This window comes from Ramlibacter sp. bp-362 (genome assembly GCF_054956735.1).
In genome coordinates this window covers 192,123-213,847 of the sequence record NZ_JBUDXE010000001.1, presented here as the reverse complement: position 1 = coordinate 213,847, position 21,725 = coordinate 192,123, and the positions used below count along the sequence as shown (strand labels likewise).

The 21,725-nt window shown below is 71.4% G+C and carries 20 protein-coding genes; 10 read left to right on the top strand and 10 right to left on the bottom strand.

The window, feature by feature from the left end; translation table 11 throughout:
* Positions 1 to 39: 39 nt before the first annotated feature.
* A complete protein-coding gene (locus ACY0MJ_RS01035) occupies positions 40 to 1,707 on the top strand; it encodes a hypothetical protein (RefSeq protein WP_462636398.1) in 1,668 nt (555 codons plus the stop codon).
* An 8-nt stretch (positions 1,708 to 1,715) separates the two neighbouring features.
* Here ACY0MJ_RS01035 and ACY0MJ_RS01030 read toward each other — a convergent pair whose 3' ends face one another.
* From ACY0MJ_RS01030 to ACY0MJ_RS01005, 6 genes are all read right to left on the bottom strand, one after another.
* Entirely contained in the window at positions 1,716 to 3,200 is a 1,485-nt protein-coding gene (locus tag ACY0MJ_RS01030) for a hybrid sensor histidine kinase/response regulator (RefSeq protein WP_462636397.1), read from the bottom strand.
* Positions 3,200 to 4,702 (bottom strand): ATPase domain-containing protein, encoded by a 1,503-nt coding sequence (locus ACY0MJ_RS01025; RefSeq protein ID WP_462636396.1) that lies wholly within the window; start codon positions 4,700 to 4,702, stop codon positions 3,200 to 3,202. Before ACY0MJ_RS01025 ends, ACY0MJ_RS01030 begins: the two co-directional genes overlap by 1 nt.
* Positions 4,703 to 4,852: 150 nt before the next feature.
* Complete coding sequence (locus ACY0MJ_RS01020) at positions 4,853 to 5,284, bottom strand: thioesterase family protein (protein ID WP_462636395.1); 432 nt, start codon at positions 5,282 to 5,284, stop codon at positions 4,853 to 4,855.
* 37 nt (positions 5,285 to 5,321) lie between these two features.
* Complete coding sequence (locus ACY0MJ_RS01015) at positions 5,322 to 6,287, bottom strand: Bug family tripartite tricarboxylate transporter substrate binding protein (RefSeq protein ID WP_462636693.1); 966 nt, start codon at positions 6,285 to 6,287, stop codon at positions 5,322 to 5,324.
* On the bottom strand, positions 6,287 to 6,610 hold the full coding sequence (locus ACY0MJ_RS01010; protein WP_462636394.1) for an AtuA-related protein: 324 nt from the start codon (positions 6,608 to 6,610) through the stop codon (positions 6,287 to 6,289). Before ACY0MJ_RS01010 ends, ACY0MJ_RS01015 begins: the two co-directional genes overlap by 1 nt.
* Entirely contained in the window at positions 6,607 to 7,977 is a 1,371-nt protein-coding gene (locus ACY0MJ_RS01005; protein ID WP_462636393.1) for an acyclic terpene utilization AtuA family protein, read from the bottom strand. The genes ACY0MJ_RS01010 and ACY0MJ_RS01005 overlap by 4 nt, the downstream gene beginning before the upstream one ends.
* Before the next feature lie 71 nt (positions 7,978 to 8,048).
* Between ACY0MJ_RS01005 and ACY0MJ_RS01000 the strand changes: the two genes are divergently transcribed.
* Complete coding sequence (locus ACY0MJ_RS01000) at positions 8,049 to 9,002, top strand: LysR family transcriptional regulator (protein ID WP_462636392.1); 954 nt, start codon at positions 8,049 to 8,051, stop codon at positions 9,000 to 9,002.
* Positions 9,003 to 9,047: 45 nt separating this feature from the next.
* Positions 9,048 to 9,476, top strand: coding sequence for a YciI family protein (locus ACY0MJ_RS00995; protein WP_462636391.1), 429 nt, complete (start codon positions 9,048 to 9,050; stop codon positions 9,474 to 9,476).
* Between the two features lie 18 nt (positions 9,477 to 9,494).
* Here ACY0MJ_RS00995 and ACY0MJ_RS00990 read toward each other — a convergent pair whose 3' ends face one another.
* Entirely contained in the window at positions 9,495 to 9,758 is a 264-nt protein-coding gene (locus ACY0MJ_RS00990; protein ID WP_462636390.1) for a hypothetical protein, read from the bottom strand.
* A gap of 131 nt (positions 9,759 to 9,889) precedes the next feature.
* Here ACY0MJ_RS00990 and ACY0MJ_RS00985 point away from each other — a divergent pair, with 131 nt between their 5' ends.
* Positions 9,890 to 11,110, top strand: a complete 1,221-nt coding sequence (locus ACY0MJ_RS00985) for an MFS transporter (protein WP_462636389.1) — start codon at positions 9,890 to 9,892, stop codon at positions 11,108 to 11,110.
* 43 nt (positions 11,111 to 11,153) lie between these two features.
* Here ACY0MJ_RS00985 and ACY0MJ_RS00980 read toward each other — a convergent pair whose 3' ends face one another.
* On the bottom strand, positions 11,154 to 11,726 hold the full coding sequence (locus ACY0MJ_RS00980) for a DUF2889 domain-containing protein (protein ID WP_462636388.1): 573 nt from the start codon (positions 11,724 to 11,726) through the stop codon (positions 11,154 to 11,156).
* 89 nt (positions 11,727 to 11,815) lie between these two features.
* Here ACY0MJ_RS00980 and ACY0MJ_RS00975 point away from each other — a divergent pair, with 89 nt between their 5' ends.
* Genes ACY0MJ_RS00975 through ACY0MJ_RS00950 form a run of 6 tightly spaced genes read left to right on the top strand, consistent with a single transcriptional unit; the run spans position 11,816 to position 20,533 of the window.
* A complete protein-coding gene (locus ACY0MJ_RS00975; protein ID WP_462636387.1) occupies positions 11,816 to 14,395 on the top strand; it encodes an excinuclease ABC subunit UvrA in 2,580 nt (859 codons plus the stop codon).
* 42 nt (positions 14,396 to 14,437) lie between these two features.
* Positions 14,438 to 15,325 (top strand): SDR family oxidoreductase, encoded by an 888-nt coding sequence (locus tag ACY0MJ_RS00970; protein WP_462636386.1) that lies wholly within the window; start codon positions 14,438 to 14,440, stop codon positions 15,323 to 15,325.
* 44 nt (positions 15,326 to 15,369) lie between these two features.
* Positions 15,370 to 16,977: an acyl-CoA carboxylase subunit beta gene (locus ACY0MJ_RS00965; protein ID WP_462636692.1), complete on the top strand. Its 1,608-nt coding sequence runs from the start codon at positions 15,370 to 15,372 to the stop codon at positions 16,975 to 16,977.
* A 9-nt stretch (positions 16,978 to 16,986) separates the two neighbouring features.
* The gene (locus ACY0MJ_RS00960; RefSeq protein ID WP_462636385.1) at positions 16,987 to 18,153 is read left to right on the top strand and encodes an acyl-CoA dehydrogenase family protein; all 1,167 of its coding nucleotides are present in this window, start codon (positions 16,987 to 16,989) and stop codon (positions 18,151 to 18,153) included.
* 2 nt (positions 18,154 to 18,155) lie between these two features.
* Positions 18,156 to 20,051 (top strand): acetyl/propionyl/methylcrotonyl-CoA carboxylase subunit alpha, encoded by a 1,896-nt coding sequence (locus ACY0MJ_RS00955; RefSeq protein ID WP_462636691.1) that lies wholly within the window; start codon positions 18,156 to 18,158, stop codon positions 20,049 to 20,051.
* Positions 20,048 to 20,533, top strand: coding sequence for a thioesterase family protein (locus tag ACY0MJ_RS00950; protein ID WP_462636384.1), 486 nt, complete (start codon positions 20,048 to 20,050; stop codon positions 20,531 to 20,533). The genes ACY0MJ_RS00955 and ACY0MJ_RS00950 overlap by 4 nt, the downstream gene beginning before the upstream one ends.
* 9 nt (positions 20,534 to 20,542) lie before the next feature.
* Here ACY0MJ_RS00950 and ACY0MJ_RS00945 read toward each other — a convergent pair whose 3' ends face one another.
* Complete coding sequence (locus tag ACY0MJ_RS00945) at positions 20,543 to 21,274, bottom strand: helix-turn-helix domain-containing protein (RefSeq protein WP_462636383.1); 732 nt, start codon at positions 21,272 to 21,274, stop codon at positions 20,543 to 20,545.
* Positions 21,271 to 21,696, bottom strand: a complete 426-nt coding sequence (locus ACY0MJ_RS00940) for a hemerythrin domain-containing protein (RefSeq protein ID WP_462636382.1) — start codon at positions 21,694 to 21,696, stop codon at positions 21,271 to 21,273. The genes ACY0MJ_RS00945 and ACY0MJ_RS00940 overlap by 4 nt, the downstream gene beginning before the upstream one ends.
* Positions 21,697 to 21,725: the final 29 nt, after the last annotated feature.

Sequence of the window (21,725 nt, the reverse complement as noted above, 5' to 3'; positions counted from 1 at the left end):
ATACTGGCCGCCGCAGTGCAGAGCTGCGGCAGTCCAGCCATGCCCACTCCGACCCTCTCCAGGAAGCTCGCGCTGCTCGGCGCCTGCCTGGCCGCCGTGGCCTCCTTCGCCGCGGTGGCCGCGCCGAAGACCGTCTGCACGATCACGGTCAATTCGCCCGATGAACGCGACAGCTTCCGGCGCCACCTGCCGCCGGGCGACTACCGCTTCGTGGAACTGGTGGAGCGCGGCCGTCCCGACTGGCTGGCGTCGGCCTGCCAGCAGCAGGTGCAGTGCGACGCGCTCATCATCTCGGGCCACTTCGACGGCGGCGACGAGTTCTACACGGACCGGCACGACCAGAGCGAATACCTGGCCGTCGAGGAAATGGAGCGCGCCTCCTGCAGCGAGTCCTGCCCGGGCGTGTTCGCGCACCTGAAGGAGGTCTATCTCTTCGGCTGCAACACGCTGAAGGCGGAGCCCCGCCAGGACGCCACCGAGGACATCGTGCGCGGCCTCCTGCGCGAGGGCCGCTCTCCCGCGGAAGCCCTGCGCACGGCCGGCGTGCTGCGCGACCTGTACGGCCGCAGCAACCGCGACCGCATGCGGCACATCTTCAAGGACGTGCCGGTCCTCTACGGCTTCTCCTCGCTGGCGCCGCTCGGGCGCACCGCGGGCCCGCTGCTCGATCGCTACTTCCAGTCGGCCTCCGTGCCCGAGATCGGCACTGGCCAGGTGAGCAGCAAGCTGATGAGCGCCTTCTCGCACACGGCGCTGACCGTCACCTCGGGCCTGACGGATGCGGATCCGCAGGCGGGCGTGCGCCGCGATGCGTGCCGCTTCATCGACGCGCGGCTCTCCGCCGCCCAGCGGGTCGCCTTCATGCACGAAGTGCTGCAGCGCGACCCCGCCGAAGTGCGGATGTTCCTGGTGCACCTGGAGCGCTTCGCGGCCTCGATCCAGCCGGCGCAGCGCGTGGGCGGGGCGACGGCTGCCGCCTTCGCGGAGATCGCCGCCGACCACGCCGCGCGCGGGCGCTTCCTCGAAGCCGCGCGCGACGCGAGCGATTCGACGGTGCGCATGCGCATGATGGCGCTGGCCCGGAACATCGGCTGGCTCACGCCCGCGCAGGAGCAGGCCGAACTCGTGCGCACGATCGCCGACCAGGTCGCGCGCGACAAGGTGGGCCGCGACGACGTGGAACTCGCGTGCGCCGCCAGCCCGCCGCCCGGCAACGATCCGGTGTTGCGCACCCTGGCCGCCGGCGCGCTGCGATCGGCCAAGATCGGGCCCGCCGCGGCGGCGGCCTGCCTGGGCAGCGCCGAGGCCCATGCGCGCGTGCTGCGCGCGGTGACCAGTTCCAACCCGGAAGACATCGCCATGGCGCAGGCCTACCTGCGGCACCGGCCGCTGGCCGACGTGGCGGACCTGCGCAGCATCGCCGCGGCCATCGCGCGCATGCCCGCGGCCGATGCGCAGGTGGCCGCCCTGGAAACGCTTTCGCGCCAGCGCCTGGCCGACCCGGAAAGCCTGCGCGAAATCGCGCGGCTCTATCCGGCGGCGAAGTCGGTGGAGGTGCAGCGGGCCATCGCCAAGGTCCTGATCCGCTCCGACTACCGCGTGCTGGGCCAGGCCAACCTGGCGCGTTCGCTGAAGCAGTACCGGATCAAGTCGCCGGACGGCAGCGACGTGATCGACGCGCTGCTGCGCGTGCTGGAAGCAGGCTAGGAACTCCCTCAGGCCCGCAGCGCCTCGACGATCGTCGCCAGGTCCACGGGCTTCACGAAGTGGTGGTCGAAGCCCGCTTCCTGCGCCTTGACCTTGTCCAGCGCCTGTCCCCAGCCCGTGAGCGCGATCAGGCGCAGCGGCCGTCCGCGGGCGCGCAGCATGCGGGCGGCCTCGTAGCCGTCCATGCGCGGCATCCCGATGTCCATCAGCACCACGTCGGGCGCGTGCGACTGCACCTTCTCCAGCGCCGCCTCGCCGTCGTAGGCCACGGCGACGCTGAAACCTTCCATCGTCAGGTAGGCCTCGAGCGTGTCGGCGGCATCCTTGTTGTCGTCCACCACCAGCACGCGCCGGCTGGTGACGGGATCGGCGGCGGCACCGGGCACGGCGCCGCCGTCCTCCTGCTCCACGCCCACCACCACGGGCAGCGTCAGCACGAACTCGCTGCCGCGGCCCAGGCCCTCGCTGGTGGCGGTGATGGAGCCGCCGTGCATCTCGGCGAACTTCCGCGCCAGGTTCAGCCCGATGCCCAGGCCGCTCGGGGGTTCGTCGGCCGAGCGCGCCTGGGCGAACAGCTCGAAGATGCGGGTCAGCGATTCCGGCGCCAGCCCGCGGCCGTTGTCGCGGACACGGAAGGTCACCACCTTGCCTTCCACCGCCGCCGACAGCAGGATGCGGCCCCGCGGCGGCGTGTACTTGGCCGCGTTCACCAGCAGGTTGGCCACGCTCTGGACGATCCGTGCATGGTCCGCGTCGAGCGCGAACTCCTCTGGCGGCTGCTCGACGTCGAGCTGGTGGCCCTTCTCCTGCACCGAGGAGGCGGCGATCTCCAGTGCGTGCGTGATGACGGCCGAGAGCGTGGTGTGGGTGGAATTGAGCGCCACCTTGCCGGTGGTGATGCGGGCGACGTCCAGCAGGTCGTCCACCAGCCGCGTGAGGTGCACGACCTGGCGGTCCACGATGTCCGTGAGCTTGCGGATGTCGTCCGAGGGCTGCAGGCGGCGGATGAGGGAAACCGAGGTGCGGATCGGCGAGAGCGGGTTGCGCAGTTCGTGCGCCAGCGTCGCCAGGAATTCGTCCTTGCGCTGGTCCGCCAGGCGCACCTGGTACTGCCGCTCGCGCGCCCGCAGCGCGGAACGCACAGCGCTGATCAGCGCGATGGTGCGCACCGGGCGCTCCAGGAGCGTCACGTTGCCCAGGTGCTCCACGGCCCGCTGCGCTTCCAGGGAGTCCGCGCCGCGCTTCGTCAGCACCAGGATCGGCAGGTCCGACCAGCCGGCCTGCGCCTCGATGAAGCGCTTGATCGGCTGGATGGCGGCGCCGGCGATGATCTCTTCCACCACGAGCAGGGCGCCGGCCCCTTCGGCCAGCGCCGCGAGCACCGCCTCGCTGCCGCTGCAGACCAGCGTCTCGATGCCCACGGAGGACAGGACCTTGCTGGCGAGGATGCCGTCCCGCGCCACCGCGGGATAGATCACGACGCGGCGCTCCATCACCGGGCTTTCAGCATTTCCTCGGGGTTGGGTGATGCGGACCGCGGCACGGGCACGCCCGTCAGGATGCCGCGGTAGCCGCGCAGGACCTCGCCGACCTCGATGCCGGCGCCGGACATGCGGAAGCGGCGGATGGTGCGCTCGTGGATGCTGCCGCGCTTCTTGAAGATCGAGATGGCCTGCCGCACCTCACCCTCGTCCTCGAAGTAGCGCAGCATCAGCACGTTGTCGGCCAGGTAGCTCGCTTCCATGCCGCTGGACATGGCGCCGCCCAGCATGCCCTGCTGGATGCCCACGAGGATGGTCACCACCCCGCGCTGGCCCAGGTAGGTCAGCAGTTCGTGCATGTAGGTGGTGAGGAAACGCTCGTCGGGCACCGCATTCATGTAGCCGTTCAGGCTGTCGATCACCACGATCCTGGCGCCGTTGCCCACCGCCTTGACCACCGCGGCACTGAACTGGCCGGGCGACAGTTCCGCCGGGTCGACCTGCTGGATCGTCAGCAGGCCGGATGCGATCGAACCGCGCAGGTCCATGCTCAGGCCGTCGCAGCGATTGAGCAGGTTGCTCCTCGACTCCTCGAACAGGAACATCGCGGCCTTCTCGCCGGCCTGGTTGAACGCCGAGACGAACTGCGCGGCCAGCGAGGACTTGCCCGTCCCCGGCGGCCCGACGATCAGCGTGCTCGTGCCTTCCTCCAGGCCGCCCCCCAGCAGCGCGTCCAGCTCGTCCAGGCCACTCCTGACCTGGGTGCTGCGCCGCAGCTCGCGCGACTCCGCGGCCACCAGGCGCGGATGCACCACGATGCCGCCTTGCGTGATGTTGTAGTCGTGCATGCCGCCGACCGAGTTGCGGCCCCGGTACTTGATCACGCGCACGCGCCGCCGGTCCGCGCCGTAGTCCTTGACGGCCAGGTCGAACTGGATCACGGCATGGGCGATGCTGCGCACCTGCAGGTCGGCCGACGCGGAGGTGCGGTCGTCCAGCAGCATCACCGTGCAATTGCGCTTGGCGAAGAACTGCTTCAGGGCCAGCACCTGGCGGCGGTAGCGCAGCGCCGAGTCGGCCAGCAGCTGCAGCTCCGACAGCGAGTCCAGCACCACGCGCGTGGGCTTGTGCGTGTCGATCGCCGAGAGGATGAGCTGGATGGTGTTGGCCATCTCCACCTCGGACGGGTGGAACATCGTGTACTGCTGGTCGTCGCGCAGCAGGTCCTCGGTGGGCAGGACCTCGTGCAGGTGGATGCCTTCCAGCGTCCAGCCGTGCGAGGCGGCCACGGCGCTCAGCTCCTCGCCCGTTTCGGCGAGGGTGATGTAGACCACCGACTCGCCGCGCGCGACCCCCTCGCGCAGGAACTGCAGCCCGGTGGTCGTCTTGCCGGTGCCGGGCTCACCTTCGATCAGGTAGATCCGGTTCGGGCTGAGGCCGCCGCCCAGGACGACGTCAAGGCCGGGAATGCCCGTCGACAGGAGGTCGCCGGGCGGGTGCGTGTTCTGACTCATGCTCCATCTCTCGAGACGCAGGGAAGGGAAACGCCGCATCCGGACAGGCATGCCGCGGGAGCAAGAATCGTAATGAGAAGGGACTCATCCCCCGTGACCGCCAATGGCTGAGCCGCGGGTAGGAAGGCCCTGACAAGAAGCCGGGGAGGGTCAGCCGGCGCGCGGTGCGCCGCCCTTGGCCGCCATCTTCGCGTCGAACTTCGCGCGATCGACGATGAAGCGCTCGTGCCGGCCCCGGGCGATGACGTCGACGCCGTCGTGGGCCTCCACCGAGAACGTGAGCTTGCGGCCTTCCACGGCCACGAGTTCCACGGTGGCCGTCACCTCCAGGCCCGGCGGCGTGCCGGCCTCGTGGCTCACGTCGATGTGGGTGCCGAGCGTCAGCTCCTGCGGCCAGTCGAGGTGCGGCTTGATCGCCAGGATGCAGGCCCACTCGAGGAAGCCCACGAGGAAGCCCGTGGCGAAGACTTCGGGCATGGCCACGAAGTCCTCGGACTCGGGGTACAGGGCCGGCACGGTTTTCGAGGCCGGCACCTGGAAGACGTGCCGGTGGCGGATGCCGGGGCGAAGCGTGGGTTTCATCGGGACCTCCGGCGGGGGATGTTACCCACCGCGGGCCTCACTCCTTCTCGATGCCCGCCGCCTCGATGATCTTCTTCCACTTCTGCGACTCCGCCGCCTGGAAGCGGCGCAGTTCGTCCGGCGTGCCGGTCACCAGCTCGGTGCCGGTGGGGCCGTAGAACTTCGCGGCCGTGGGGCTGTGCGCCGCCTTCACCAGGATCTCGTTGAGGCGCGCGACGATGGGCGCCGGCGTGCCGGCGGGCACGTAGGCGGCGAACCAGTAGGTGGATTCGTAGCCTGGCACCGTCTCGGCGATGGTGGGCACCTCCGGCGCCAGCGGGCTGCGCTTGCTGGTGGTCACGCCCAGGGCGCGAAGCTTGCCGCCCTTCACCTGCGGCAGGCCCGTCGCCATGTCGGTGAACATCGCCTGGATCTGGCCGCCCAGCAGGTCGGTGATCCCCAGCGGGTTGCTGCGATAGGGCACGCCCTGCAGCTCGGCGCCCGTCATCTGCTTGAACAGCTCGCCGGCGACGCGGCTCGAGGAGCTGCCGTAGCCGAAGGAGACCTTGCCCGGTTGCGACTTGGCCAGCTGCATGAACTCCTGCACGTTCTTCGCCGGCACGCCCGGGTTCACGACGAGGATCTGTCCGCCCTTGCCCAGCAGGGTCACGGGCTCGAAGTCCTTCACGGGGTCGTAGGGCAGCTTCTTGAACAGGTGCTCGTTGGCCGCGTGCGTGGTGTTGGTCGTGATGAAGACCGAGTAGCCGTCCCTGGAGGCGCGCGCGGCCGCCTGCGCGCCGATGAAGGCGTTGGCGCCGGGCTTGTTGTCCACCACCACCTGCTGCTTCGTGTCTTCCGCGACTGCCTGGCCGATGGCGCGCGCGATCTGGTCGGTGGCGCTGCCCGCCGCGAAGGGCACGATGAACGTGATCGGCTTGTCGGGGAAGGACTGCGCCCGGGCGCCGAAGGCGGCGAGCAGGGCGGCGGTGGCAGCGTGGGCCAGCACGAGGCGGCGGGATGTCATCATGGTGTCTCCTGGAGTTGGATGGGCAAGGTGAGCAAGAGGCTGGACAGCGACTTGCCGTGCGTGTCCAGGTTCAGCGAATCGTTGACGCCGCCATCGAGGACGTCGTCGATGACGAAGTTCATGGCCGCCAGGCGCGGCAGCAGGTAGCGGGTGACGGCCGTCGGTCGCCGGTAGGCGAACAGTTCGGCCACCCGTTCGGCCGTGACCTGTTCGACCAGCGCGGGCCAGTGCCGGCGGTCGAAAGCCACGAGGCTGATGCTGCAGCGGTCGCCCTTGTCGCCGGTTCGGGCGTGGGCCAGCAGGCGCAGCGGGGTCGTCATGCGAAGCTCCAGGTGGCCTGCACCAGCGCGCGCGGCACGTAGCAGGAGGTGCTGCCCAGACGGGGCGTCACGCTGGTGCGCACGCCGCCGCCGCCCGCCGGGCCGCAGGTGTAGAGCGCGAGCACTTCGCGCGCGATCGCGTCGGCGTCGGCGCGGTCGGCGACCTGGGCCGCGATGCGCAGCCGCACGTCCTGCGCGTCGCCGGCATCCGGCGCGTCGAAGCGGCCGGCGTCGTCGGCGAAGATGCTGGCGACGCCGATCAGGTCCTGGCGCCACTTCCCGGGCGCGATGCCCAGTTGCCGCACGCGCTCGGCGACGACCTCGCCGGCCAGCGCCGCGCGCCCGGCCGCGTTGATGCCGGCGTACGAGATCTCGCCTTCGGCGAGCCAGCCGCTTTCGAAGCAGACGGTGGCCTTCAGGGTCGGCGGACGCGCGTGGCCGCGCACGCCGCGAACCTCCACGCGGTCGGCGCCCGGCACGCCGAGCTCGACCTCGGTGATGTCGGCCACCACGTCCGGCGTGAGGTAGGCCGCGGGGTCGTGGATCTCGTAGAGCAGCTGTTCGGTGACGGTGCGCGCATCGACGCAGCCGCCCGTGTCCTCGGGCTTGCCCACGACGAAGCGGCCGTCCGCGTGCACCTCCAGGATGGGAAAGCCGACCTCGGACAGCCGCGGCACGTCCTTCACGCCGGGGTCGGCGAAGTAGCCGCCCGTGACCTGGGCGCCGCATTCCAGCAGGTGGCCCGCCATCGTGCCCGCGGCGAGGCGGTCGCGGTCGGACAGGCTCCATCCGAAGTGCGCCATCAGCGGCCCGAGCGCGAGCGCAGGATCGGCCACGCGGCCGGTGACGACCACCTGGGCGCCGGCGCGCAAGGCGTCGGCGATCTGCTCCGCGCCGAGATAGGCGTTGGCGCTGACGATCGCCTGCCCGCGCGCCTGCTCCGGCAGCAGCGCCTGCAAGGTTTCGGCGGGCAGTTGCGCGAGCAGGTCGTCACCCTCCACGACGGCGACGCGGACGGGAGCGAGGCCCAGTGACTGCGCCAGCGCGTGCACCCGGCGCGCCGCGGCGCGCGGGTTGGCGGCGCCGAAGTTGCCGATGACGGGGATGCCGTGGCGCACGCAGTCGGCGAGCACGCCGCGCAGGAACAGTTCCAGCGAGGGCTCGTGGCCGGCCTCGGGATCCTGGCGGCGGCGCAGCTGCGCCAGCGCCAGCGTCCGCTCGGCCAGCGTTTCGTACATCAGGGCGGCCGGGCCGCCCTGCGCCACGAGGGAGCGCACGACGGGCACGGCGGCATCCCAGCGGTCGCCGGAGAAGCCCGCGCCGCAACCGATGCGCAGGGGCGGCAGGACGTCGGGTCGGGTGGCCATGGCCGGCAAGACTAGCGGCGAGCCGGGCATCCGTAAAATTCAAAGATCCGTTGATTCCATCGAGGAAACCGATGAATCTGTCGTCCCGCGACCTGCGGGCCATCGTGGCGCTGGTCGAGGAGAGGAACTTCACGCGCGCCGCGCAGCGCGTGCACCTCTCGCAGCCGGCGTTCAGCGCGCTCATCCGGTCGGTCGAGGCCGGGCTGGGCGCGCGCCTGTTCGACCGCACCACGCGCAACGTCGTGCTCACGCCCGAAGGCCGCACCTTCGAGGCGGCGGCGCGGCGCATGCTGGCCGACCTCGACAGCATGGTGGTCGACTTCCAGGACCATGCGCAGAAGCGCAAGGGCCGCGTCGCGCTCGCCGCGCTGCCTTCGCTCGCCGCGGGCTGGCTGCCCGACCTGCTGGTGACGTACCGGCGCAAGCATCCCGGCATCGAGCTCGCGCTCTTCGACAGCCTCTCGGAACCCTGCCTCGCGCTGCTGCGCAGCCGGCAGGTGGACCTGGCGATGGCCTCCACCGGCACGCGCAGCGAGGACCTGGAAGCGGTGCCGCTGTGCGAGGACAGCTTCCACCTCGTCTGCCGCAAGGACCACCCGCTGGCGCGACAGGCCTCGGTGCGATTGCGCGACCTGGCGGATCATCCCTTCGTGCACATGTCGCGCAACACGAGCGTGCGGCAGCGGCTGGAGGCGGCGCTGCATCCCCAGCAGTTGCGCAGCGTGTTCGAAGTGGAGCACCTGGCCACCGTCACCGGCCTGGTGCGGGCGGGCCTGGGCGTGAGCCTGGTCCCGGCGCTCACGCTGTTCCACTTCCGCGACCCGGACCTGGTGGTGCGGCCGCTGGAAGGCAAGGGGATCACACGGCCCGTGTTCGCGGTGCGCCGCCGGCACGAGGTGCTGTCGGTCGCGGCCCAGGCGCTGTGGGAGCTCGTGCTGGCCAACAGCCCGGCGCAGCCGCACCGGGGCACGCGGCGGGCGCGCCGACGAGCGGCTGTCGATCCGGCGTCGCGTCGTTCGTCGTAGGGAAGAGGGCGGAAGGGCCGCCCCCGATCAACCCAGGAGACCGACATGCGATTCATGGTGATGGTGAAGGCGACGAAGGACAGCGAAGCCGGCGTGCTGCCGACCCAGGAGGAATTCGCCGCGATGGGCGCCTTCAACGAGGAGCTGGTCCGCGCGGGCGTGATGGAGGCGGGCGAGGGCCTGCACCCGAGCTCCCGCGGCGTGCGCATCGCGTTCTCGGGCAAGGAGCGGCGCGTGATCGACGGGCCCTTCGCCGAGACGAAGGAACTGGTGGCGGGCTTCTGGATCTGGAAGTGCGCGTCGCTGCAGGAAGCGATCGAGTGGGTGAAGAAGTGCCCGAACCCGATGCGCACCGATTCCGAGATCGAGATCCGGCAGATCTACTCGGCCGAGGACTTCGGCGAGGCGCTGACGCCCGAACTGCGCGAGCAGGAGGATCGGTTGCGCCGGGAAGTGCAGTCGCGCGCCGGCTGACCCGGCGCGGCGGCCGCGCTACTTGGCCGAGGTGGACACCAGCGGCCTGTGCACCGGCGCCGCCTTCACGAAGTGCGGCGCAGGGGTCGAGGCGGCGAGCTCGGCCTCGGGGGCGCCGCCATGGGTGAACCGGTAGACGCCGGCGACGGCCAGCAGCACCAGGACCAGCATGTAGCGCTTCTCGGTCCTGCGATTGCCGCTGAAGAGCGCCAGCAGCGCGCAGCCGGCAATGCCCACGACCAGCAGCTTCAGGTCCAGCGAGAGTGAATGGAAGAAGTCCATGGTGGTCTCGGATCGGCAGGAAGCTCCACTCTAACCAAGGCGGGCGCCTGCGGCCAGCGCGCAACGCGGTTTCGGGGTCGCGGTGTTGCTCCTTGGCCGCTCCGGCGCCGGCCGTGCTGAAATCACCCCCCATGGACGCCCCCCAGCCCCCCCGCCCCGGCAACTCGATGGCCACCCAGTGGCTCCTGAACATCGGCCACGCCATCGACCACATGTTCCTGCTGATCTTCGCGACGGCGGTCACCAGCATCGCCGCCGATTTCGGCCTGGCGCGCTGGGAGGACCTCATGCCCTACAGCGTGGCGGCGTTCTTCTTCTTCGGCATCGGCTCCCTGCCGTCCGGCAGGCTGGGCGACCACTGGGGCCGCCGCAAGATGATGACGGTGTTCTTCTTCGGCATGGGCGCGTCGGCGCTGCTGGTGAGCGTGACGCAATCGCCCATGCAGATGGCGCTGGCGCTGGCGCTGCTCGGCTGCTTCGCCTCCATCTACCACCCCGTCGGGATCCCGATGCTTGTGCAGGCGGCGGTGCGTCCCGGCCTGACGATCGGCATCAACGGCCTGGTCGGCAACCTCGGGGTGGCGGTCGCCGCCGTGACGACGGGCTTCCTGGTGCAGTACCTGGGCTGGCGCATGGCTTTCGCGATCCCGGGGGCGGTGTGCCTCCTGTTCGGTTGCGCCTTCGTGGTGCTGGCGACGCGCGAACAGGCCGCGCCCGCGAAGAAGAAGGCGAGCGCCGCCGCGCTGCCGCCCGGCGTCTCGATGGCGAAGCTGCTGCTCGTGATGACGGTCGCGGCCACCAGCGGCAGCCTGCTGTTCAACTTCTCCACCAACAGCAACTACGAGCTGCTCGCCGAGCGCCTGCGCCACATTCTTCAGGATCCGGCCCGCATCGGCGCGCTGCTCGCCCTGACCTACACCTTCGGCTCGCTGGCGCAGGTGATCGTGGGCCACCTCATCGACCGCATGCCGCTCAAGCGCCTCTACATGGGCATCGTGTGCACGCAGGCGCTGGTGCTCGCCCTGGCGACGGTCGCGGACGGCTGGGTGTTCTTCGTGCTGCAGTGCCTGTTCATGGCGGCGATCTTCGGCGCCATCCCGTTCACCGACGCGATGATCGTGCGCTTCGTCGACGACAGCATGCGCTCGCGCGTGTCGGGCATGCGGCTGGCGATCTCGCTCGGGGCGAGTTCCGTGGCCGTGTGGATGATCGGGCCGGTGGTCAAGCAGGCCGGTTTCGTGACGCTGCTGGGGGTGATGACGGCGACGGCCATCACCTCGCTGCTGATCCTGACGCAGCTGCCGGCGACGCCGGCGCCGCGGCGGGCGGAGGGGGCGGCGGTTCCGGCCTAGGGGAGGGCGCTCGTGGGCGGTGGGGTTCCTGCGTCACCCCACCCTACGAAGACGGCTTGCGGGCGAACTGCGGCGCGAGGCGCGCCACCACCGGGCCGTCGAAGGCCCAGGTCATGCACTTGCCCATGTAGAAGGGCGGCTTGCCGTCGGGGCGCACGTCGTCGCGCTGGCCGCGCTGCAGGGCGCGGTAGTGCGGGATCATCTGGTACGCCGCCGTGGCGGCGTTGAACACCAGCTCGCGCATGTGGGTGCAGCCGGCCACGCCGCCGATGGCGCCGTCGATCGCCTTGCGCCAGCCGGGGCCCATGGTCAGCCCGACGAGCTTCTGCATCGGCTCGCCGGTCGGGACCTGGCATTCGCCGAAGGGCACGCTCGGGGCGGCCGTCTGCACGGCGCGGATGGTCAGCGTGTCGTCCACGGTGAGGCGCACGCGCATGTGGTGGATGGGCTCGCCGGCGGGCAGCACGCCGCGCTCGCGCATCGGGATCGGTACGGACTTGGTGTCGCTGAGGGTGCAGTCGATGTCCCACAGGTCGTCCTCGCGCAGGAAGCCTTCGAAGCTGATCCTGCGGGTGTGGACGGGACGCCGGGGGACGGGGACGGGAAGATCGGACATCCGCTCATCTTAGGGCGGGCGGCTCCTACATGCAGTTTGCGGGGCATCCCACGCGGCGGGGGCCCCGGTGCCTCTACCGTGAGGCGGGCATGGGAAAAGAACGCAGGAACAGTGGCGAGGACAGGCCCTCACCCCCGCCCTCTCCCGCGAGCGGGAGAGGGAGCGAGCGTGGCTTCGTGCGGGTGCGGGGAGCGCGGGAGCACAACCTGAAGGACGTGGACGTCGACGTGCCGCGCGACGCGCTGGTCGTGTTCAGCGGCGTGTCGGGCTCCGGCAAGTCCTCGCTGGCCTTCGGCACCATCTATGCCGAGGCGCAGCGGCGCTACCTGGAATCGGTCTCGCCCTATGCCCGCCGCCTGATCGACCAGGCCGGCGTGCCGCAGGTGGACGCGATCGAGGGCCTGCCGCCCGCCGTCGCCCTGCAGCAGCAGCGCGGCGCCACCAGCACGCGGTCCTCCGTCGGGAGCGTCACGACGCTGTCGAGCCTGCTGCGCATGCTCTATTCGCGGGCGGGCCGGTATCCGCCGGGCCGGCCCATGCTGTACGCGGAGGATTTCTCGCCCAACACGCCGCAGGGCGCCTGCCCGCACTGCCACGGCCAGGGCCGCGTGTACGACGCGACCGAGGCGTCGATGGTGCCGGACGACACGCTCAGCATCCGCGAGCGCGCGATCGCGGCCTGGCCGCCGGCCTGGCACGGCCAGAACCTGCGCGACATCCTGGTGAGCCTGGGGCACGACGTCGACAAGCCCTGGCGCGAGCTGCCGCGCAAGGTGCGCGACTGGATCCTGTTCACCGAGGAGACGCCCACGGTGCCGGTCTACCCCGGCTTCACGCCCAGGGAGACCCGCGCGGCGCTGCGCAGCCGCATGGAGCCCGCCTACATGGGCACCTTCAGCAGCGCGCGCAGCTACGTGCTGCACACCTTCGCGACCACGCAGAGCGCGATGATGAAGAAGCGCGTGGCGCAGTTCATGGTCAGCACGCCCTGCCCGGTGTGCGGGGGCAAGCGGCTCAAGCCCGACGCGCTGGCCGTCACCTTCGCGGGCCACGACATCGGCGCGCTGTCGCAGCTGCCGCTGGAACAGGTGGCGCGGATCCTGGAGCCCGCGGCGCAGGGAAGCACCAGGGAGTCGGAAGAAAAGCGCATCGCCGCGCAGAGGCTGGCCCAGGAGGTGCTCGCGCGCCTGCGCACGCTGCAGCAGCTGGGCCTGGGCTACCTGTCGCTGGAGCGCAGCACGCCGACGCTGTCGCCCGGCGAGCTGCAGCGGCTGCGGCTCGCGACCCAGCTCGGCTCGCAGCTGTTCGGCGTGATCTACGTGCTGGACGAACCCTCGGCCGGGCTGCATCCGGCCGATGGCGAGGCGCTGCTCGCGGCGCTGCAGCGGCTGAAGGAAAGCGGCAATTCCGTCTACGTGGTGGAGCACGACCTGTCGCTCATGCGCCGTGCCGACTGGCTGGTGGACGTCGGCCCGGCCGCGGGCGAGCGCGGCGGCGACGTCCTCTACAGCGGACCACCCGAAGGGCTCGCCCGGGTGGAGGCGTCGCAGACGCGCCGCCACCTGTTCGGCGAGGTGCCCTTGCCGGCGAATGCGCCGCGTCCGCCGCGCGGCTGGCTGCGCCTGCAGGGCGTCACGCGCAACAACCTGCGGCAGGTCGACGCGGCCTTCCCGCTCGGCTGCCTCACGGCGGTGACCGGCGTGTCCGGCTCGGGCAAGTCCACGCTCGTCACGCGCTCGCTGCTGGAACTCGTGGCGAAGCACCTGGGCAGCGCCCTGCCCGAAGGCGAGGAAGAAGCCGACGAGGCGCTGGACCCCGGCGCGCGCGACGGCACCTGGTCCGGCCGCCTCGCCGGCGACACCGGCTTGATCCGCCGCCTGGTGCAGGTGGACCAGAAGCCGATCGGCCGCACGCCGCGCTCCAACCTCGCCACCTACACCGGCCTGTTCGACGCCGTGCGCAAGCTGTTCGCGGCGACGCCGGCCGCGCGCAGGCGCCGATACGACGCCGGCCGCTTCTCCTTCAACGTGCCCAAGGGCCGCTGCGACACCTGCGAAGGCGAGGGCTTCGTCTCGGTCGAACTGCTGTTCATGCCCAGCGTGTACGCGCCTTGCCCCGCCTGCCACGGCGCGCGCTACAAGGCGCAGACGCTGGAGATCCTCTGGCAGGGGCGGAGCATCGCGGACGTGCTGGGCATGACGGTCGACGAGGCCGTCGACTTCTTCGCGGGCGAGCCCGCCGTGCTGCGGCCGCTCGCGGTGCTGCAGGACATCGGCCTGGGCTACCTGCGGCTGGGCCAGCCGGCCACGGAGCTCTCGGGCGGCGAGGCGCAGCGCATCAAGCTGGCGACCGAACTGCAGCGCACGCACCGCGGCGACACCTTGTACGTGCTGGACGAGCCCACCACCGGCCTGCACGCCGCCGACGCGGACCGGCTGATGGCGCAGCTGCAGCGGCTGGTCGACGAGGGCAACACCGTCGTGGTCGTCGAGCACGAGATGCGCGTGGTGGCGCAGGCCGACTGGGTGATCGACCTGGGGCCGGGTGCGGGCGAGCAGGGCGGGCGCATCGTCGCGGCGGGAACGCCGGCGGAAGTCGCGCGCGCGCGCGGCTGCCGCACCGCGCCGTATCTCGCGGAGTGCCTCGCGACGGCGCGAAGCGTCTCCTGACGGCTTGCCGCCGCGGCGGCCCTCTGCTAATGTCCCCGTCTCATGAGCGGACACTACCGTTCCGTGTTCGCGCCAGGCCTCTTCGCGGGGCAGGTGATCGTCGTCACCGGCGGCGGCTCGGGCATCGGCCGTTGCACGGCCCACGAACTCGCCGCGCTCGGCGCCCACGTCGTGCTGCTCGGCCGCAAGCTGGACAAGCTCCAGCACGTGGCCAGCGAGATCGTCGCCGACGGCGGCCGCTGCAGCTTCCATGCCTGCGACATCCGCGAGGAAACCGCCGTGCAGGACGTCGTGCAGGCCATCGTGGTGGCGCAGGGACGCATCCACGGCCTGGTGAACAACGCCGGCGGCCAGTACATCGCCCCGCTGGAGGAGATCAGCGCCAAGGGCTGGGACGCGGTGGTCGCGACCAACCTCACCGGCGGCTTCCTGGTGGCGCGCGAGTGCTACCGGCAATCCATGCAGGCGCACGGCGGCGCCATCGTCAACATCGTGGCGGACATGTGGGGCTCGATGCCCGGCATGGGCCACAGCGGCGCGGCGCGCGCCGGCATGGTCAGCTTCACCGAGACGGCGGCCCTGGAGTGGGCGAAGAGCGGCGTGCGCGTGAACGCGGTGGCGCCCGGCTACATCGCCTCCAGCGGCATGGACCACTATCCGCCGGAGGCGGCGCCCATGTTCCGCGAGATGCGCGCGACGGTGCCGGCCGGCCGCTTCGGCACCGAGGCCGAGACCTCCGCCGGCATCGTGTTCCTGCTGTCGCCGGCCGCTTCCTTCATCAGCGGCAGCGTGCTGCGCATCGACGGCGCCCGGCCGCAGGTGCGCATGGGCTGGGGTCAGGTGGCGGCGCCCGGCGAGGTGCAGCAGCGCGATGCGGTGAAGCCCTTCGACGGCTTCCATCGCTACGAGACACCGAAAGTCTTCCGGTGAACGGGAGCCCGGCCGCGGCGACCGCCCAGCAGCGCCGGGAAGCCATGCTCGCCCGCATCCGCGAGCTGCACGCGCTGGAGCGGCGCGCCGCCGACAAGTCGGCCGAGGCGCGGCCGCTGTTCGAGCAGCGCGGCCAGCTGCTGCCGCGCGAGCGCGTGGGCCTGCTGCTGGACCCCGGCGCCTCCTGGCTGCCCCTGTGCACGCTGGCGGGCTACCTGCAGGACACGAAGGACGCGGAGGCTTCCATCCCGGGCGGCGGGATGATCGCCGGCATCGGCTTCGTGCGCGGCGTGCGCTGCATGGTGGTGGCCAGCGACTCGGGGATCGAGGCGGGCGCGATCCAGCCCATGGGCCTGGAGAAGATCCTGCGCGTGCAGGAGATCGCGCTGCGGGAGAAGCTGCCCTTCCTCCACCTGGTGGAAAGCGCGGGCGCCAACCTGATGCGCTACCGCGTGCAGACCTTCGTGCTTGGCGGGGCGCTGTTCCGGAATCTCGCGCGCCTGTCGGCCGCGGGGATCCCCGTGATCACCGTGCAGCACGGCTCGGGCACGGCCGGCGGCGCCTACATGCCGGGGCTGAGCGACATCGTCATCATGGTCCGCGGCCGCTCGCGCGCCTTCCTCGCGGGGCCGCCGCTGCTGATGGCGGCGACGGGCGAGGTGGCGACGGAGGAGGAACTGGGCGGGGCGGAGATGCACACGGGGGTGTCGGGGCTGGGGGAGTACCTGGCGGGGGACGACAGGGAGGCGCTGGGGATCGCGAGGGAAGTGGTGGCGCGGCTGGCGCCGGCCCTCACCCCGGCCCTCTCCCCGGCCCTCTCCCGCCCGCGGGAGAGGGAGGAAGAAAAGCTCCCTCTCCCGCTGGCGGGAGAGGGCGGGGGTGAGGGCCGCCGCGAGGAACTCCTCTCGCTCATGCCCGCCAACCTCCGCGAACCGGTGGACATGCGCGAAATCATGATCCGCCTCGCCGACGCCTCCTCGCTGCTCGAATTCAAGCCCCTCTACGGCCCCGCCACCCTCTGCGCCCAGGCGAGCCTGTGCGGCCACGCGATCGGCTTCATCGCCAACAACGGCCCGATCGACGTGCCCGGGGCCAACAAGGCCACGCACTTCCTCCAGTGGATGTGCCAGCTGGGCCACCCCATCGTGTACCTGCAGAACACCACCGGCTACATGGTGGGCCGCGAGAGCGAGCAGGCCGGCATGATCAAGCATGGCAGCAAGATGATCCAGGCCGTGACCAACGCCACCGTGCCGCAGCTCACGATCCAGTGCGGCGCCTCCTTCGGCGCCGGCAACTACGGCATGTGCGGCCGCGCCTTCGCGCCGCGCTTCCTCTTCAGCTGGCCCAGCGCGAAGACGGCGGTGATGGGCGGCGAGCAGGCGGCGCGCACCATGCAGATGGTCAACGAGGCGGCGCTGGCCCGCAAGGGCCGGCAGCCCGACCCGGCGCAGGCGCAGGCGCAGTACGACCAGATCGTCGCCATCTTCGAGGCGCAGGCCGACGCCTTCCACACCTCCGGCCTGCTGCTGGACGACGGCGTGATCGATCCGCGCGACACGCGCGCCGTGCTGGCCTTCTGCCTGGACACGATCGCCGAGGCCGAGGCGAAGGCCCTGCGCCCCCTGCAGTTCGGCGTCGCGCGCATGTGAGGAGCGCCCATGCAGTACAGCCACGAACACCTCGCGATCCAGCAGACGCTGCAGCGCTTCATCGCGGAGGAGATCAACCCGCACGTCGACGAATGGGAAGCGGCGGAGATCTTCCCCGCCCACCAGGTGTTCAAGCGACTGGGCGAACTGGGCCTGCTCGGACTGACCAAGCCCGAGGCCTGCGGCGGTGCCGGCCTGGACTACTCCTATTCCGTCGCGATGGCCGAGGCGCTCGGCCACATCGATTGCGGCGGCGTCCCCATGGCCATCGGCGTGCAGACCGACATGGCCACGCCCGCGCTGGCGCGCTTCGGCAGCGATGAACTGAAGCGCGAGTTCCTCGCGCCCGCCATTTCCGGCGACATGGTGGCGTGCATCGGCGTCAGCGAGCCCGGCGCCGGCAGCGACGTCTCGGGCATCACGAGCCGCGCGCGCAAGGACGGCGGCGACTACGTGATCACCGGCCAGAAGATGTGGATCACCAACAGCCTGCAGGCCGACTGGATGTGCATGCTGGTGAACACGGGCGAGGGCCCGGTGCACAGGAACAAGAGCCTGGTGGTCGTGCCCATGCGCGAGAACGGCAGGCTGCGCCCCGGCATCACCGTGGCGCAGAAGATCCGCAAGATCGGCATGAACAGCTCCGACACCGGCCTGATCCACTTCGACGAGGTGCGCGTGCCGCAGCGCTTCCGCATCGGCGAGGAGGGCCAGGGCTTCGTCTACCAGATGCAGCAGTTCCAGGAGGAGCGCCTGTGGGCCGCGGCGAGCTGCCTGCAGTCGCTCACGAACTGCATCGCCTGGACCGTCGAGTGGGCGCAGCAGCGCAAGCTGTTCGGCGCCACGCTGGCCGACCAGCAGTGGGTGCAGTTCAAGCTGGCCGAACTCAAGACGGAAGTGGAGGCGCTGCGGGCGCTGACCTACCGCGCCTGCGACCTCTACGTGCAGGGCCAGGACGTGCTGGAACTCGCGTCCATGGCCAAGCTGAAGGCCGGGCGCCTGAACCGCCTCGTGCCCGACACCTGCCTGCAGTTCTGGGGCGGCATGGGCTTCACCTGGGAGAACAAGGTGTCGCGCATGTACCGCGACGGCCGGCTGGCCTCCATCGGCGGCGGCGCCGACGAGGTGATGCTGGGCATCCTGGCAAAACGCATGGGCATCGCGAAGCGCCCATGAAGATCCGCCGCCTGCTGGTCGCCAACCGCGGCGAGATCGCACGGCGGATCATCCGCACGGCGCACCGCCTCGGCATCGAGACCGTGGCCGTCCACTCGCAGGCCGATACGCAGGCGCTGCACGTGCGCGAGGCGACGCTCGCCGTGCCCCTGGGCGGCAACGCGCCGGCGGACTCCTACCTGCGCATCGACAAGCTGGTGTCCGCCGCCCGCAGCACCGGCTCCGACGCGGTGCATCCGGGCTACGGCTTCCTGAGCGAGAACGCGGAGTTCGCCCAGGCCGCGGAGGACGCGGGCCTCACCTGGATCGGCCCGCCGGCGGAGGCGATCCGCACGGTGGGCCACAAGTCGCGCGCGAAGAAGCTGGCGCAGGCGCGCGGCATTCCCTGCATCCCCGGCTACCACGGCACGGTGCAGACGGACGAACGCCTGGTGGCGGAGGGCCGCGCGCTCGGCTTTCCCCTGCTGGTGAAGGCGGCGGCGGGCGGCGGCGGGCGCGGCATGCGGCTGGTCGAGGAGGCGTCCCAGCTGGCCGGCGCCGTGCAGGTGGCGCGTTCGGAAGCGCAGGCCGCCTTCGGCTGCGGCGACCTGCTGCTGGAACGCGCGCTGCAGCGGCCGCGGCACGTGGAAGTGCAGGTTTTCGCGGACCTGCACGGCAACTGCATCCACCTCGGCGAGCGCGACTGCTCGGTGCAGCGGCGCCACCAGAAGCTCATCGAGGAGGCCCCCGGCCCGTCCGTGGACGCGAAGACGCGCCAGGCCATGGGCCAGTGCGCCATCGAGTTCGCGCGCGCCGCCGGCTACGTGGGCGCGGGGACGGTGGAGTTCCTGCTGGAGGAGGAGGGCGCGTTCTTCCTGGTGGAGATGAACACGCGCCTTCAGGTGGAGCATGCGGTGACGGAGATGCTCACGGGCCTGGACCTCGTGGAATGGCAGCTGCGCATCGCCTGCGGCGAACGCCTGCCCTGCCGCCAGAGCGAAGTGCGCTTCGAGGGGCACGCGATCGAGGTGCGCCTGTGCGCCGAGGACGAGCACTTCATTCCGCACAGCGGCACGATCCTGCATTTCCTCCCTCCCCCTCTGGGGGAGGGCCGGGGTGGGGGCGCCCCCCTGCGCTTCGACCACGCCATCTTCGAAGGCCTGCAGGTCTCTCCGTACTACGACTCGCTGCTCGGAAAGCTCGTCGCGCACGCCCCCACCCGCGCCGAGGCGATCGCCCGCCTCGCCTGCGCGCTGGACCGCCTGCAGGTCCTCGGCGTCGCCACGAACCGCCGCTTCCTCTCCACCTGCCTGCGCCAGGCGGCGTTCGCGAAGGGCGAGGCGCGCATCTCCTTCATCGAGGAACACGCGGAGTCCATCCGCCACCAGCTGGAGCAGGAGGAATTCGCCGCCGCCGCCGAGGCCGCGTTCTCCGCCTTGCTGCCGCGCGGCGCCGCCCCCGTGCTGCCTTCGCCCTTCGCCCGGCCGCTGCGCATCGCGCACCGCGGCGCCCTGTTCGACGTGCCCGTGTGCGAGGCCGAGGGCGTGGCGGCGGGCCAGGCGCAGGTGGTGCAGACCGAGCGCGGCCACTGGCACGCGCAGGTCGGCGCCGTCGACCTGTTCCTGCGCGACGCCTCCTTCGACCCGCCCGCGCCCGCCGAGTCCGCCGGCGACGACGCCCTGCGCGCCCCCTTCAACGGCAAGGTGCTCTCCGTCGCCGCCGCCCCCGGCGCTGCCGTGCGCAAGGGCGACCCGCTGCTCGTCCTCGAATCCATGAAGCTGGAGCACGTGCTCGCCGCCCCGCGCGACGCCACCGTGCGCAGCGTGCACGTGCAGGCGGGCCAGCAGGTCGTCACCGCCCAGCTGGTGGTCCAATTGGGGTCAGATTCCAATTTCATCGAACCCCCGCTCGCCCCATGACCCGCCACCCGCCCGCCGTCCCCGTGCAGTTCGAGGACGAATTCGTCACCGGCCTGTGCGCCATCTTCGAGGAGAAGATCGTCTTCAACCGCGTGCTGGGCCTGAAGATCGTGCAGCTGCGGCCGGACGTCGTCGTCGGCCGCATCGCGATGCGGCCCGAGCTCGTGGGCCACTACACGCACAACCGCCTGCACGGCGGCGTGATCAGCGCGGGCCTCGACGCCATGGGCGGCCTCGCCGTGATGGCGGCGATCGGCGCGCGCCACATGGACGAGGCGCCGGCCCAGCGCCTGCAGCGCTTCGGCAAGCTGGGCACGATCGACCTGCGGATCGACTACCTGCGTCCCGGCGTGGGCGAGGCCTTCGAGTTGCGCGCGGAAGTGATCCGCCTCGGCTCGCGCGTGGCGAGCACGCGCATGGAGTTCCTCGGCGCCCAGGGCAAGCTGTTCGCCAGCGGCGCCGCCGCCTACATCATCTCCTGAGCGCGGCGCTCACGCCGCCGTGCGGTGCCCGAACATGCCGGTGAGCGCCTGCATGTCGGCGATGCGCACGTGGCGGTTGTCCACTTCCAGCACGCCGCGCCGCTGCAGGTCCGAGAAGATGCGGCTCACCGTTTCCAGGTTGATGCCCAGGTAGCTGCCGATCTCCCCGCGCGTCATGCGCAGGTGGAACTCGCGCGGCGAGTAGCCCCGCTCCTTCATGTGGCCCGACATGTTCAGCAGGAAAGCGGCCACGCGCTCCACGGCGCTCAGGCTGCCGCGCAGCGCCATCAGCTTGTGGTCGCGGACGATCTCGCGACTGAGCAGGCGCGACACCGCCTCGTTGAGCGCGGCGCCGCCGCCGGGCGCCAGCTGGCGCAGCTCCGCGTAGGGCAGCATCACCACCTCGGAATCCTCCAGCGCGACGGCGCCGGTGGCGTGCACGCCTTCGGCCAGCGCATCGAGGCCCAGCAGGTCGCCGGCCATGCGGAAGCCGGTCACCTGCTCGCGGCCGTCGGCAGCGACCATGGTGCACTTGAAGGTGCCGCTGCGCACGGCGTACAGGAAGTGGAAGCGGTCGCCGGCGCGGAACAGGGTTTCGCGCCGCTTCAGCCGCCGGCTGGTGACGGTCAGGCGTTCGAACGGCGGCGCCTCGTCGGCGGCATAGCCGCAGGCCGGGCAATCGGCCTGCGCCGGCAGCGCGCGCGCGGGCGCGGAAGGCGAAGTCTGGAGGGCGGTGGTCATGGGGCAAGCTCCGCGGGTCGTTGCAATGCTTCTTCCAGGGACGCGAGGTCGAGCAGCGCCTCGGCGCGCGGGAACAGCGCGCGCTCTTCCCAGCGCACGTGCTCGCGCATGGCCTCGCCCCACGCGGGCAGGGCGGCCAGGTCGCCGGCCCGCAGGCGCGCGAGCAGCGCACGCAACTCGTCGTGCTGCGCGCGGCAGGCGGCCGCGAGGTCCTCGGCGCCGGCCTGGGCCAGCGCCGGCAGCAGGGACTGTTCCTCGGCCTGGAAATGGGGTTCGAACACCCGCGGCCAGCGCTGCAGCAGGTGCTCGCGCAGCGCTTGCGGCTCCGCGCCGGGCCGCGAGGGATCGCAGGCCCGCCGCGCCAGCACCAGCGACTCGTGGTGTTCGCGCGAGAGCGGGACGAGGGCGGCGGCGCGCAGCATGGGGTGTCCAGGATTAAAGATGCATAACG

Bases quoted from the DNA above. Each gene is read 5' to 3' on its own strand.
- ACY0MJ_RS01035 (WP_462636398.1), top strand. From the start codon at position 40: ATGCCCACTCCGACCCTCTCCAGGAAGCTCGCGCTGCTCGGCGCCTGC.
- ACY0MJ_RS01030 (WP_462636397.1), bottom strand. From the start codon at position 3,200: ATGGAGCGCCGCGTCGTGATCTATCCCGCGGTGGCGCGGGACGGCATC.
- ACY0MJ_RS01025 (WP_462636396.1), bottom strand. From the start codon at position 4,702: ATGAGTCAGAACACGCACCCGCCCGGCGACCTCCTGTCGACGGGCATT.
- ACY0MJ_RS01020 (WP_462636395.1), bottom strand. From the start codon at position 5,284: ATGAAACCCACGCTTCGCCCCGGCATCCGCCACCGGCACGTCTTCCAG.
- ACY0MJ_RS01015 (WP_462636693.1), bottom strand. From the start codon at position 6,287: ATGACATCCCGCCGCCTCGTGCTGGCCCACGCTGCCACCGCCGCCCTG.
- ACY0MJ_RS01010 (WP_462636394.1), bottom strand. From the start codon at position 6,610: ATGACGACCCCGCTGCGCCTGCTGGCCCACGCCCGAACCGGCGACAAG.
- ACY0MJ_RS01005 (WP_462636393.1), bottom strand. From the start codon at position 7,977: ATGGCCACCCGACCCGACGTCCTGCCGCCCCTGCGCATCGGTTGCGGC.
- ACY0MJ_RS01000 (WP_462636392.1), top strand. From the start codon at position 8,049: ATGAATCTGTCGTCCCGCGACCTGCGGGCCATCGTGGCGCTGGTCGAG.
- ACY0MJ_RS00995 (WP_462636391.1), top strand. From the start codon at position 9,048: ATGCGATTCATGGTGATGGTGAAGGCGACGAAGGACAGCGAAGCCGGC.
- ACY0MJ_RS00990 (WP_462636390.1), bottom strand. From the start codon at position 9,758: ATGGACTTCTTCCATTCACTCTCGCTGGACCTGAAGCTGCTGGTCGTG.
- ACY0MJ_RS00985 (WP_462636389.1), top strand. From the start codon at position 9,890: ATGGACGCCCCCCAGCCCCCCCGCCCCGGCAACTCGATGGCCACCCAG.
- ACY0MJ_RS00980 (WP_462636388.1), bottom strand. From the start codon at position 11,726: ATGTCCGATCTTCCCGTCCCCGTCCCCCGGCGTCCCGTCCACACCCGC.
- ACY0MJ_RS00975 (WP_462636387.1), top strand. From the start codon at position 11,816: ATGGGAAAAGAACGCAGGAACAGTGGCGAGGACAGGCCCTCACCCCCG.
- ACY0MJ_RS00970 (WP_462636386.1), top strand. From the start codon at position 14,438: ATGAGCGGACACTACCGTTCCGTGTTCGCGCCAGGCCTCTTCGCGGGG.
- ACY0MJ_RS00965 (WP_462636692.1), top strand. From the start codon at position 15,370: ATGCTCGCCCGCATCCGCGAGCTGCACGCGCTGGAGCGGCGCGCCGCC.
- ACY0MJ_RS00960 (WP_462636385.1), top strand. From the start codon at position 16,987: ATGCAGTACAGCCACGAACACCTCGCGATCCAGCAGACGCTGCAGCGC.
- ACY0MJ_RS00950 (WP_462636384.1), top strand. From the start codon at position 20,048: ATGACCCGCCACCCGCCCGCCGTCCCCGTGCAGTTCGAGGACGAATTC.
- ACY0MJ_RS00945 (WP_462636383.1), bottom strand. From the start codon at position 21,274: ATGACCACCGCCCTCCAGACTTCGCCTTCCGCGCCCGCGCGCGCGCTG.
- ACY0MJ_RS00940 (WP_462636382.1), bottom strand. From the start codon at position 21,696: ATGCTGCGCGCCGCCGCCCTCGTCCCGCTCTCGCGCGAACACCACGAG.